Source organism: Traorella sp. mt218 (genome assembly GCF_055420025.1).
The window spans coordinates 1-12805 of record NZ_JBVAYM010000011.1 but is presented as its reverse complement, the minus strand read 5'-3'; the positions used below and the strand labels follow the sequence as shown (position 1 = coordinate 12805).

Here is a 12805-nt window from a genome sequence, read left to right as displayed (position 1 = left end):
GCACTTTTTATTTGACTCTTCTTGTCCAACCATAAATATCTTCAGCTTCTCCCCACTGAATAGATGAGAGCGTGTCATAAAGAAGATGGGTGATTTGACCGATTTTGTGATCATTGATGATGACATTTTGATCTTTATAAAGCAATTCACCGATCGGTGTGATCAGGGCAGCTGTACCACAGCCAAATGCCTCGCTGAGGCGGCCTTCCTGAGCAGCCTCCATTAAGAAATCGATATCCAGCTTTTCTTCTTTGACTTCGATATGCTGGTCTTTTAGAATATGAAGGATAGAATCACGGGTCACACCCGGAAGGATGGATCCTGTAAGAGGAGCGGTATAAACACTGCCATCAATGACAAACATCACATTCATCGTTCCTACTTCTTCGACATATTTTCTTTCGATGCCATCCAGCCATAATACCTGATCGTAACCCAGCTTTTTGGCTTTGCTTTGGGCAATGATGCTGGAAGCATAATTACCTCCGCATTTCACATTCCCGGTACCTCCGATGACTGCTCTGACATATTCATCTTCGACATAGATCTTCACCGGTTCCAGACCGTTTTTATAATAAGAAGCAGATGGTGAAGCGATAATGACAAACTGATAGCTTTCAGAGGCATGAACGCCTACTCCGGCCTCAGAGGCAAACATAAATGGACGAATATACAGGCTGGTGCCTTTTTTTGAAGGTATCCAGTCTTTTTCTATTCTTACAAGGGCTTCTATTGCTTCCACAAAATCTTTTTCCGGAATAAGAGGCATACATAATCTTTGATTAGAATTCATCATGCGGCGTGCATTCATTTCCGGACGGAATAGCAGGATCTCACCTTGACTTGTTTTATAAGCTTTTAATCCCTCAAAGGTTTCCTGTGCATAATGAAGAACCATGCTGGCCGGATCCATGTGAATGGGTGCATATGGAATGATGCGGGCATCATGCCAGTGATGATCATCATAATTCATGACAAACATATAATCCGTAAAATACTTCCCAAAGCCTAAATGCTCAAAATCGGGTTTTTCTTTTAAAACTGCTCTTTTCTCAAATCTGATTTCCATAGTTCCTCCAAAAAAAAGACACTACTTCCTTTGTAGCGCCTTTGCTGATAACATTATAGAAAAATAACAGATGCTTGTCAATATTGCTTTGTTACTCTCATCCAAGTAGTCGTAACTCTTTTTGGATTTTCTTCCTCTACGATCGTTTTTCTTTCCATAGAAAGATTCTTACAATTTCTTTGACTCATATCTTCATTGCAGCGCCAATCAATATTACCATTCTCATACATATCACGACTTTCATCATCTTCAAAATTCATTTCATCATCCATGCTGTTCATTTCGTCAAGAAGGGCATCCATATCAAATTCATCATCATTCTCATCATCCATGACATAAGAAGAATTAACAGGCAGATCATCCTTAAAATCATAAGGTGAAATATCCTCAGGTTTCCACATGCGTGCTTGCTTCGGTGCTTCCATATAAACTTTTTCCATTTGTACTCTTCCTTTCGCTTTATACTATGTATGTCTTTGTCTTTGGTTCTTCAGTTAGCCTTGACAAACATTTAAAACTCCTTTATACTATGTTAGACAATACTAACAAAAGTATATTTTTTTTGCTTTATATGTTATATTCGGCTAACAAGGAGGTACTATGATCAATAAGCGACTGATACGGGAAATGAAAGGTTCTCTTGTCTTTATTTACAAAAATGTGCTGATGCAATGGATCATGCTGATTTTGAATATCATCATGATGATGCTGATTGCAATGACACTGGAAGGCCTGCTTAGGAATGCGCTGGTGATGAATCAGATGATGCTTTATCTTACAGGTGTGATCGTGATCGTTGCGCTGCGTTTTATGCTTTCTAAGAAAAGTGTGATGTATGGCTATGATGCGTCCAAGGAGGTTAAAAAGATCCTCCGTGAAAAGATCTTAACAAAGCTGAATGAGATAGGCAGCGGCTATCATCAAAGAATTGCCACGTCAACGCTCGTGCAGATGTGTGTGGAGGGTATCGATCAGTTAGAAATTTACTATGGTTCCTATCTTTCACAATTTATGTACAGCATATTGGCACCTTTGACTTTATTTGCTGTCTTAGCTTTTGTGAATTTTAAGGTTGCTCTGATCCTTTTTATCTGTGTGCCGTTGATTCCGATTACGATCATTCTTGTCAGCAAGTTAGCTAAGCGGCTGTTAAGTAAATATTGGGGTCAATATACGACGCTGGGAGATAGCTTTTTAGAAAATCTTGAGGGATTGACCACGCTTAAAATATATCAGGCGGATGGTTATAAACATGAAAAGATGAATGAAGAGGCAGAGAAATTTCGTAAGGTAACGATGAAGGTATTAACGATGCAGCTTAATTCAATTACGATCATGGATCTGATTGCTTATGGTGGCGCTGGTATCGGCATGATGGTTGCTTTGTTTGAATATCAAAGTGGAGCTGTTTCCATCGCTGAATGTATCCTGATCATCTTATTGTCAGCTGATTTTTTCATTCCGATGCGTACGCTGGGCTCATTGTTTCATGTCGCAATGAATGGAATAGCAGCAAGTGACCGATTATTTTGCTTCTTAGATGAAGAGGTAGAAGAAGATGGTACGATCAGTGATATCAAGGCTGATCAGAGCATTTGTCTGGATCATGTCAGCTTTGCTTATGAAAAAGACCAAAATGTCTTAAATGACATCGTTATGGAAATTAAGCCACATCAGATGACAAGCATCGTTGGTGAAAGCGGCTGTGGAAAGAGTACGATCTCATCTTTGCTGATGAAAGAGATGAAGATCGATCATGGCCGAATTCTGGTAGGAGATGAGGATCTGGCTCATTTTTCAAGAAAGGCATGGATGAAGAAAATAACTTATCTTTCAAGCAATGCCTTGCTTTTCAAAGGGACGGTGCGTGAGAACCTTTTGATGGCAAAGAAAGATGCCGGTGATGATGAGATGATCGATGTTTTGAAGAAAGTGAAGATTTATGACTTTTTGGAAGGCGAGCAAGGATTAGATACGCCTATACTTGAAAATGGCAGTAATTTATCAGGGGGCCAGTGTCAGCGTATTGCATTTGCCAGGGCCCTGTTGCATGACAGTGAGATCTATATTTTTGATGAAGCAACTTCTAATATTGATGTAGAAAGTGAAAATGATCTGATGAAGCTGGTGGAAGAAATGAAAGATGAAAAAACGATCCTCTTGATTTCACATCGCTTGATGAATGTTGTTAAGAGCGATCAGATCTATGTGATGGAAAAGTCAAGAATCGTTGAAAAAGGTACACATGAGGAATTGCTGGGGCAGGAAGGTACTTATAAAAATTTATGGGAGAGCCAGAAAAAACTGGAAGCCTTGAAGGGGAGGTCATTATGAAAAAAAACAGTGTGAGTGTCTTATTCAAGCTGATCGTTTTGGTCAAGCCTCTGCTTGCCTATATGGTCTTAGCCATCATCTTAGGCGTGCTTGGTTTCATCTGTGCTAATTTTTTAACTGTCGTGGCTGCTATCGGTTTATTGAAGCTCATCCGGCAGGAAGCTGTATCACAGGTCATATTTGTATTGTTGCTTTTTGCTTTTGCCCGCGGCTTTTTACGATATGGTGAACAGACTTGCAATCATTATATTGCTTTCAAGCTTTTAGCCTTGATTCGTGATCGGGTGTTTGGCGCATTAAGAAGGCTGGCTCCTGCCAAGCTGGAAGGTAAGGATAAGGGAAATCTGATTTCAATTATCACAAGCGATATTGAGCTTTTGGAAGTGTTTTATGCTCACACGATCTCACCTGTCATGATTGCCATGGTCATGATCGTTGTCATGATGATTTTTTTTGGAATCTTTCATCCTTTATTAGCCTTATATGCTTTACTGTCCTATGTCCTTGTCGGTTTTGTAATACCGTTATGGATACATCATCACTATGGCAGCTTAGGTAATCAGGTTCGTCATGAATCAGGTTTGTTATCAAGCTTTGTACTTGAAAATCTGCGTGGCCAGAAAGAAATCATTCAATATGATGCTTTCGAAGAAAAGCTTTCCCAGTTGAAAGAGCGCAGTGAACATTTATCGGTTATTGAAAAGAAAATGAAAGAGGTTCAGGCAGAAAATACCTCACTGAGTTCTTCAGCTATCATTCTTCTTTCGATCGGGATGATCATTTTCTCCATAATGCTTGTATCTGAAAGCATGCTGACCACACAACAGGCCGTCATTGTCAGTGTAGCGATGTTTTCATCCTTTTCACCGTTTCTTACGCTTGCTAATCTGGCAAGCACGATCCAACCGACGATTGCTGCTGCTTCACGTGTGTTAGAAATTTTAGACGAAAAGCCGCAGATCATTGAAAATGAAACAGGTGAAGCCATCAATGGCAAAGAAATTAAGATCGATCAGGTTTCATTCAGTTATGAACATGATGAGATATTAAAGGACGTAAGTCTTCATATATCCGAAAATGAGGTAATCGGTATTGTCGGTAAAAGCGGCAGCGGTAAGAGTACCTTACTAAAATTGCTGATGCGTTTTTGGGACAGTGATCGAGGTGAGATCAGGATCGATCAAAAAGCCATTGACCAGATCAAAACACAGTCACTACGTGATCATGAAAGCTATATGACGCAGAAAACACATCTCTTTCATGATTCTATTTTAAATAATATTAAGATCGCAAAGCTGGACGCAACTTTAGAAGAGGTACAAAAAGCTTGTAAGAAAGCCAGCATCCATGATTTTATCATGAGCCTTCCTAAGGGCTATGACACCCCTGTCAGTGAGTGTGGTGATTCGTTAAGCGGCGGTGAGAAACAGCGCATCGGACTGGCAAGAGCTTTTCTTCATGATGGAGCTGTCATGCTTTTGGATGAACCGACAAGCAATTTGGATTCATTGAATGAAAAAATTATCTTAAAGGCATTGATGGAACAGACTTCCAAGATCATCCTCTTAGTATCTCACCGTCCTTCAACGATCAGCTGGTGTGATCGGATGATTTCTATGGAAAACGGGAGAGTGAGCTGATGAATAAGAATGCTATCGTTATTCAAATGATCGATCTTTATTATAAAAAAAGAGGCGGTGTGCAGTGTGAAGAATGTGTCGAATTAAAAAAATATGCGCAATACCGCTTAGAAAAGTGTCCGTTTAAGGAAAAAAATATGTTTTGTTCAAAATGCAGCATTCATTGTTATCAGCCTGACAAAAAGGAACAAATCAAAAAAGTCATGCGTTATTCAGGTCCAAGGATGTTATTCTATCATCCTCTTCTAACGATCAGACATTTTATCGGAGGTTAATATGAAAATTGTTTATTTTATTGTCGGAGTCATTGCTTTAGCCATCGGAGCTATCGGTGCGGTGTTACCTTTGCTGCCATCATTTCCATTTCTTCTGTTAAGTGCGATTTGCTTTGCGAAAAGCTCAAGAAGGATGCATGACTGGCTTGTAGAAACAAAGATGTATAAAAAAGTGGTCGTTCCGTTAAGAGATGAAAAGAAAATGACCTTGAAAAACAAAATCAAGATCATGGTCTTAGTAACAGCTTTGATGAGCATTGGCTTTGTGATGATGGATGAAGTGCTGATCGGACAGATCGTATTAGTATGCGTATGGCTCTTTCATATGTATTATTTCATATTCAAAATCAAGACAAAGAAAGCAGAGAATCTTTAAGACTCTCGGCTTTTGTTTATATCCATGACGATCGCCTGCGGACGATTAAAGATACGTGGAATGGCAACCATCGTACCGATTCCTCTGCTGACGATCATCTTAGTGTTTCCCTTTTGATAGATACCATTTGTATATTTGGGGAAAAGACCCTGGTCCGGGGCAAATATACCTTGATTGATCAAAGGAATCTGCCATTGGCCGCCATGAGCATGACCGGCAAAGATCAGATCGATATCATGAGTATCCAACTTATCAAAGACTTCAGGCTGATGCATGAGAAGGATGTTGAAATCAGACGCGTTTCTTCTGATCGTGCTCTTGCTGACATCACCGTAGCGGATAACAGCTTCATCCAAGCCCAAGATCTTGATGTTGTCCTTGAAACATACGCTTTGATTTTTATCGAGGATGATGATATGGTTTTGAATCATCTGCTCATAAAAGGCATTTCTTTTTTCTGCCTTCATGGCCAGCTCATGATTTCCATCAATATAATAAGCAGGAATATTCGTAAGTGTTTTAAAAAAATCAACAGCATTCATATAGTTATTCCTTGCGACAAAATCTCCTGTTAAAAGAACGAGGTCTGGTTTTGTATCCTTTACGATCTTTTTTAATTGTTCAATGAATATTTGATTGTTATGAAGATCACTGATATGAAGGATCCTTAAAGAAGTTTTAATCTTTGATGATGGAAGATCATAGTGTGTGAGTTCAATCCTATAATTGCTCCAAGCATAGTAGATCAAAACCACCAATACGATCATGATTCCTGCGATAATTTCCATAAAAGACCTCCTTCATAAAGAATATTTAATCATTCCGTTTCTGAAATCAATATATTCTTTGGTATCCTTGAATATTACCATAGACCTCACAGATAAACAAATTAAAAGACTTGATTTCATAAAAGCTCTTATCGTTTATGATCATGAAAGATGAAAATGATGAAATTTATGTGATAAATTTGTAGCTTTGATTTTGCTTTTCTTCTGTTTTCTTTGAAAACATAAATCAGCTATGATATATATAAATTCTTTTTCAATATGAATGTATATTCAAGATTCACATATTCATTTTTTAATCATAAATTAGAGTGGAGGCTCTTATGACAAAAATACTTGTTTATGATGAATCAGATAACAAAATGTTGACTTTAAATCGTGATGAAAACAGTCCGATGCCTTATTCTTATGAGCGAACGTTATTAGTGAGAGAATTCCGTGGTTCTTCTCGTAGCTCTCTTTTATATACGACAACACGGGCCATGGAAGCGTGGAATGCGACAAGAAGGACCTACGGTTCGGGAATTCCGGTAGGCTATGCTTTTAAACGTATTTGGGAAGGCGGGCATGGCCAGCAGTCCCAACATTATGCAGGCGTATCCTTTGATGTCGGTCAGCGCTTAAGTCAAACTCAGCGTAATCGTATCCATCAGGTAGCAACTAATTTAGGTGTTTGGGGTTATGTAGAACCATTAAGCATGACACCGACATGGGTTCATTTTGACAGAAGATATGGGAGAGGAGCCTGTAATCCGGGCAGTGGTTATCCATTGCTTAGGATGGGGGATACTTCTACCTATGTCATTATTCTTCAGGATGCATTAAACGCTCTTGGTTATAGTACCAAGTATCTGGATGGTATCTTTGGAACACAGACACGAAATGCTTTGATTTCCTATCAACGAAACAATTCCTTAAGTGCCGATGGTATTGCCGGATGCAATACATGGCGTAAGCTTGTCAGCATGGTCGTAGGTATTGGGCGAACACCGACGGTGATCGATTGAGGTCTGAAAGGACCTCTTTTATTTATATTAAGGAAATATACTGAAAGTTGCCGGTGAAACGTGTATAATGATGTTAGTTGTCCGGGGAAAATATCATATTATACCCAAAGCAAATTAGCGATATGAGCTGTAAAAGAAAGTGCTTATCTTGGCATAAAAAGCAGTCTGTTGCGGCATGAAATTTATGATATCCCGGAAAATGATTACCGTGCTTACGTCAGTGATGGATGAGAGTATGTGCAGCATCACAGGTGGAAAATCAGTGGTCTTATGTAGCTTTTACTGAACAGATGGAACATTTGCCATAACAAACTGATGAAAAAGGCTCTGAAAGAAAGGCTTATGAAAAGAGAAATAAGTGTATTGGATGTTTCGAATCTGACGTTAGCACAGTGTGTCGAATATGCTGATCAATGGATCATGAGTAAAATTAAAGAAAGTGAGGAAATAAGATGAGTTTAGTGAAGCATGAAATTAAAACTGAGCGTAGACAGCAACTAATCAATATTACAGAAATGGTTGAAAAAGATTTAGATATTAAAGAAGGTATCTGTGTTGTTTATACGGTACATACGACTTGTGGCATCAGTGTCAATGAGAATGCCGATCCGGCTGTATGCAACGATATGATCTATGGTTATGAAAAGGTATTTCCTACCAATGATGATTTTTATCATCATGCAGAGGGAAATTCAGCGGCTCATATGAAAAGCAGTGCTTTTGGCTGTAATCAGACATTTATCGTTCATGAAGGAAAGCTGGTTTTAGGTATCTGGCAGGGTATTTATTTTTGTGAATTTGACGGACCGCGCCATCGCAGCTTTTATGTGAAGACAATTGAAGGATAGTTATTTTGTGGTAAAGACAAAAACAATTCAGGCTATTCCCGAATGAAGAAATTGAAAATGGAACGACCTTGTCTTGGGTAAGCATATCAAAGGCATTTCATTTGATTCATGATCGTATTCATACAACCAATCAACGTAAATTTCTTCAAGCTCGGGATGTAATGGCTTTGAATGCTTATATTTCTAAATATAAATAAATGACATAAAAAAAATACAATTTCTATAAAATAATTTGAAAGATTGTGCTACAATAGTAGCCATGAGCGGATTAAGTAAGTCATATTTATTGAACGGGGATATCAAAGCAGGGCTAATGAAATTGGCCCTGCCTTTAATGGTGCTCAATCTTGTCAATTCTTTATACAATATCGTTGATACCTTCTGGGTTGGTAAGATGGGAGAACTTCAGGTAGGTGCGGTAGCTTTGATCGGACCGATCATGGGATGTGGCAGTGCTTTGGTCGTAGGTCTTAGTGCTGCCGGTATTTCGATGATTTCGAGAGCTTTGGGTGCTTCAGATCAACAAAAGGCCAATGAGTATGCCACACATTTATTGGTCATAGCCATGTTGTTCGGTATTGTGATCGGTGTCGGCTGTCTTTTGTTTTCGTCTTTGATTCTTGATTGGCTGCAGACACCTGCGGATATATATCAGGATGCATCGGCTTATCTATTTGGTATTTCCTTTGATTTTTTATTTTTATTCATATTGAATATTTTTCAGACGATTCGGCAGGCAGATGGTGATGCACGAACAGCTGTTGTCTTTAATGCGATTGCTGCTATCTTGAATACGATCCTTGATCCTTTCTTTATCTTTACTATGCATATGGGTGTTCTGGGAGCGGCAATTGCTACTGTATTAAGCAAGGTCCTGGTCATGCCTTTTGTGTTCTATATTCTTTTTCATGATCGGGATCATGTTGTCTGTTCCTTTAAAAGCAGGATGAAATGGAAGGTGTTCAAGGAATTGATCTTTGTAGGTATTCCTGCTTCTTTGGCACAGTTTCTGTCTAGTTTTGGATTTGTTTTGATGAATAAATCCATCGTTGGTTATGGGTCGATCGCCATCAGTGCCTATGGTTTAGGAAATAAGGTGACTGATCTGTATTATATTCCTGTCAATGCCTTCGGAGGTGCCCTGGCGCCTTTTATCGGTCAAAATATCGGAGCTGGCAATCGTGAACGAGCAAAGGAGTGCTTTAAACAGGCAATGATCTTGACAGCGATATGCAGTGCCATCGTCATGCTGATTGGTTTATTTGCCTCCCGTTATCTTGTCTTATTGTTTGTCAGTGATGCATCGAATGAACTGATGAATCTGACACTTGAATACTGCTTCTATGTGGTTGTGACCATTTTCTTTATGGGATGGTTTCAGAATATACATGGTGTGTTCAGCGGGGCAGGAAAAACAAGGCTGATTTTATATCTTTCTACTTTCCGTTTATGGGGATTAAGGATTCCTATGATTTACTTATTTTATTATTTTACGGATCTGGGTCCTGCGGGTATCTGGTGGGCCATGGTCATCAGTAATTTTGTTACTTGTCTTGCCGGACAGTTTTTCTATCAGCAATATCATTGGCTGAATAATGATGAGATAAAGGCATAATAGAAAAGTTATGCTTTTTTCTTATCGGATATGATATAATCTTTATTATTACTGCGAAAGGAGAACAACATGGAAGAAAAAGAAATTAAAGAAAGAATAAGAAACGGAAGAAATTTTATGAAATTTAGAGCTGAAGATGAATATAGTGATTTTATGTCGGATCAGCAGTTAAAAAAACCACAGCCTCCTTTATGTAAAGAAAAAAGCAGTGAATGTGTGATTCCTCTTTCAAAGGATTTCGATGCATTGAACATCAGCAAAGACTTTACAACGATCCTGATGGAAAGAAAAAGCAGCCGTGTCTATACGCAGCATGCAATGACATTGCTTCAGCTATCATATTTATTATATATGACTCAGGGAGTCAAGGAAATCAAGGGTGAAAATTACGCCACGATGCGTACGGTACCAAGCGGCGGAGCTCGCCATGGTTTTGAAACTTACCTGATCGTTAATCATGTGGAGGGATTAAAGGCAGGAAGGTATCATTATCTTCCTTTGACGCATGAGCTGGAATATTTGGGAAGTATCGAGCAGGCGGAGGATATCATTGATGAAACGCTTGTAGGACAGAAATGGGCCGTGAAAGCAAATGTGATCTTTTATTGGTCATTTGTGGCTTATCGCTGTGAATGGCGCTATGGTATTTATGCACACCGTCCGGCTTTGATCGATGCCGGTCATGTGGGAGAGAATTTATATCTGGCATGCAGTGCATTGGGACTGGGAACCTGTTGCTTAGCGGCTTTTGATGATCATAGCTGTAATGAAACATTTAAGTTAGATGGTGAAGAAGAGTTTGTCGTCTATGCTGCACCGGTAGGAACGATCGATTAGGAGGAACAATATGAAGAAATCGATATTTAAGCGCTTCATGAAGGCTTTGATGATGGAAATACGGGAACATAGAAGTACCTTTCTTGTTTATTCGGTGCTTCGTTTAGCGGTCATCGCAGTCGGAGTATTACAATTTTTCAATGGAAATTATGAGAATGTCTTTTTGTGCATCTTAACATTGATTCTGTTTATGGTTCCAAGTTTTATCCAGCTGACTTTTAAGGTGGAATTGCCAACGACCTTGGAAATCATTATTTTACTATTTATTTTTGCGGCAGAAATCTTAGGAGAAATTGACGACTATTACCTGCTTTTCCCATTCTGGGATACGATGCTGCATACGATGAACGGTTTTCTGGCAGCTGCCATCGGCTTTTCGCTTGTAAACCTTTTAAATGACAGTGAAAAGATCCAATTCGAATTATCGCCGATCTTTGTGGTCATCGTTGCTTTCTGCTTTTCAATGACGATCGGTGTCGTTTGGGAGTTCTTTGAATTTAGTATGGATCAGCTTTTCGGGATGGATACCCAGAAGGATACGATCATACATGCCATCAATTCTGTTTCTTTAAGTGCCGATGGTTCCATGACGACCTTTAAAGATATCAGTCAGGTCATTGTTGACGGAACGGTTTTACCGATCAGCGGATATCTGGATATCGGCCTGATCGATACGATGCAGGATCTGATGGTCAATTTCATCGGAGCAGCAGTATTCTCGGTATTTGGATTCTTCTATATCAAATATAAAGGCAAGATCAATCTTGTGAATCATTTTATTCCGACAAAGAAAAGCAAGGAACGGGATTATTTGGAACAGGTCATCAATGAATGATCGTAAGGCAGAACTGACCAAGATCAGTAAATTCATTGCCATGCTTTTACGTCATAAACCTGAAACAATAGGTCTGAAAATGGATGAGCATGGCTGGGTCAGCGTTAATGATTTGATTGAAGGAATCCAAAAAAATAAAAGTAAATCATTTGATATGGCAGATTTGGAAGAAATCGTCCGTATTGATGAAAAACAGCGATATGCATTGAATGCCGATAAAACGATGATTCGCGCCAATCAAGGACATTCGATACAGGTGGATGTTGGATTGGAGAAAAGAAATCCTCCGGAAATCTTATATCATGGTACAGGTGAGAAATATGTTTCATCGATCGATCAGCAAGGCTTATTGCCCAAATCCAGATTGTATGTGCATTTGTCATGGGATGTTGATACTGCAATTAAGGTAGGCAGACGTCATGGAAAGGTCGTTGTTTATAAGGCTGATGCGAAAAGAATGGTTGACGATGGTCATGATTTTTATCTCTCTGCCAACAATGTTTGGCTGATACGAGCGGTACCGGCTTGTTATCTGAGCAAGATAGAATTATAATAAAAAAGATGATCGGATAGGCATATATATTCATTTACACTGAAAATGGGATATGGTAAAATGAGGGTGATGAATAGAGAAAAAATGAATATGTTGAAACATAGCCCTCAAAGATATAAGAATGGAGTATGATTAAGCACGAGTTTTTAACTTGTGCTTTTTTGATGTAAAGTTTGACTAAAAAATCAAGAGATCGTAGTTTTGAAATTGTTTTTGTATTGTTTCATGGAGGCTTTTTGAAAAAAATACGATCATGTAAAAAATTGTTAGGAAGGTGGATGAAGATGATGACATGGGATATGATCCTTGATATCATGATTCGTATATTGATGATAGGGGTATGTATTGATTATATAAAAAACAGATTTAATAAACTGGCGAGAACAAGAAAGATCGTAACGGCACCCATATATTTATTTTTTGCGATATGGGCTGTCTGTCATTTAATTATTGATGCGATAGAAATAATAAAATAAAAGAAGAAATCTTTTAGAAGTGATATGTTACAAAAAAGCTAACCTTTTGGGCTAGCTTTTTTATTCTCTATAAAACCACTTGCTATGCAAGTGGAGCCAAAGAAGCGATAGCGATAAAGAAAACAAAAAGCTCCTTTGCTATAATGGAGTAGGTC

The 12805-nt window shown here is 38.7% G+C and carries 14 protein-coding genes; 11 read left to right on the top strand and 3 right to left on the bottom strand.

Features of this window, described 5'->3' with window-relative positions:
- Positions 1-7: 7 nt before the first annotated feature.
- Both ACZYT3_RS06870 and ACZYT3_RS06865 read right to left on the bottom strand, forming a co-directional pair.
- Positions 8-1069 (bottom strand): branched-chain amino acid aminotransferase, encoded by a 1062-nt coding sequence (locus ACZYT3_RS06870; RefSeq protein WP_294562879.1) that lies wholly within the window; start codon positions 1067-1069, stop codon positions 8-10.
- Positions 1070-1146: 77 nt separating this feature from the next.
- Positions 1147-1509 (bottom strand): hypothetical protein, encoded by a 363-nt coding sequence (locus ACZYT3_RS06865; protein WP_294562878.1) that lies wholly within the window; start codon positions 1507-1509, stop codon positions 1147-1149.
- Between the two features lie 160 nt (positions 1510-1669).
- Between ACZYT3_RS06865 and ACZYT3_RS06860 the strand changes: the two genes are divergently transcribed.
- Genes ACZYT3_RS06860 through ACZYT3_RS06845 form a run of 4 tightly spaced genes read left to right on the top strand, consistent with a single transcriptional unit; the run spans position 1670 to position 5694 of the window.
- Positions 1670-3403 carry an ABC transporter ATP-binding protein/permease gene (locus ACZYT3_RS06860; protein ID WP_464088140.1) on the top strand — a complete coding sequence of 578 codons (1734 nt, stop codon included), beginning with the start codon at positions 1670-1672 and terminating at the stop codon, positions 3401-3403.
- The gene (locus ACZYT3_RS06855) at positions 3400-5043 is read left to right on the top strand and encodes an amino acid ABC transporter ATP-binding/permease protein (RefSeq protein WP_464088139.1); all 1644 of its coding nucleotides are present in this window, start codon (positions 3400-3402) and stop codon (positions 5041-5043) included. The genes ACZYT3_RS06860 and ACZYT3_RS06855 overlap by 4 nt, the downstream gene beginning before the upstream one ends.
- On the top strand, positions 5043-5318 hold the full coding sequence (locus tag ACZYT3_RS06850) for a nitrous oxide-stimulated promoter family protein (protein WP_294562875.1): 276 nt from the start codon (positions 5043-5045) through the stop codon (positions 5316-5318). Before ACZYT3_RS06855 ends, ACZYT3_RS06850 begins: the two co-directional genes overlap by 1 nt.
- A gap of 1 nt (position 5319) precedes the next feature.
- Positions 5320-5694: a YbaN family protein gene (locus ACZYT3_RS06845; protein WP_464088138.1), complete on the top strand. Its 375-nt coding sequence runs from the start codon at positions 5320-5322 to the stop codon at positions 5692-5694.
- Here ACZYT3_RS06845 and ACZYT3_RS06840 read toward each other — a convergent pair.
- Positions 5691-6482, bottom strand: a complete 792-nt coding sequence (locus ACZYT3_RS06840) for a metallophosphoesterase (RefSeq protein ID WP_464088137.1) — start codon at positions 6480-6482, stop codon at positions 5691-5693. The two genes, ACZYT3_RS06845 and ACZYT3_RS06840, sit on opposite strands and share 4 nt — an antisense overlap.
- Before the next feature lie 320 nt (positions 6483-6802).
- Between ACZYT3_RS06840 and ACZYT3_RS06835 the strand changes: the two genes are divergently transcribed.
- The 7 genes from ACZYT3_RS06835 to ACZYT3_RS06805 all read left to right on the top strand — a co-directional run bounded on the left by ACZYT3_RS06835 (position 6803) and on the right by ACZYT3_RS06805 (position 12650).
- Positions 6803-7486 (top strand): peptidoglycan-binding domain-containing protein, encoded by a 684-nt coding sequence (locus ACZYT3_RS06835; RefSeq protein ID WP_294562872.1) that lies wholly within the window; start codon positions 6803-6805, stop codon positions 7484-7486.
- Positions 7487-7938: 452 nt separating this feature from the next.
- Positions 7939-8334, top strand: a complete 396-nt coding sequence (locus ACZYT3_RS06830; protein WP_464088136.1) for a secondary thiamine-phosphate synthase enzyme YjbQ — start codon at positions 7939-7941, stop codon at positions 8332-8334.
- 313 nt (positions 8335-8647) lie between these two features.
- Entirely contained in the window at positions 8648-9949 is a 1302-nt protein-coding gene (locus ACZYT3_RS06825) for an MATE family efflux transporter (protein WP_294561869.1), read from the top strand.
- 69 nt (positions 9950-10018) lie between these two features.
- Positions 10019-10786 (top strand): SagB/ThcOx family dehydrogenase, encoded by a 768-nt coding sequence (locus tag ACZYT3_RS06820; protein ID WP_464088135.1) that lies wholly within the window; start codon positions 10019-10021, stop codon positions 10784-10786.
- A gap of 10 nt (positions 10787-10796) precedes the next feature.
- Positions 10797-11621: a DUF2238 domain-containing protein gene (locus tag ACZYT3_RS06815; RefSeq protein ID WP_464088134.1), complete on the top strand. Its 825-nt coding sequence runs from the start codon at positions 10797-10799 to the stop codon at positions 11619-11621.
- Positions 11614-12174 (top strand): RNA 2'-phosphotransferase, encoded by a 561-nt coding sequence (locus tag ACZYT3_RS06810; protein WP_464088133.1) that lies wholly within the window; start codon positions 11614-11616, stop codon positions 12172-12174. Before ACZYT3_RS06815 ends, ACZYT3_RS06810 begins: the two co-directional genes overlap by 8 nt.
- A 236-nt stretch (positions 12175-12410) precedes the next feature.
- Positions 12411-12650, top strand: coding sequence for a hypothetical protein (locus tag ACZYT3_RS06805; protein ID WP_464088132.1), 240 nt, complete (start codon positions 12411-12413; stop codon positions 12648-12650).
- The last annotated feature ends 155 nt before the right edge of the window (positions 12651-12805 follow it).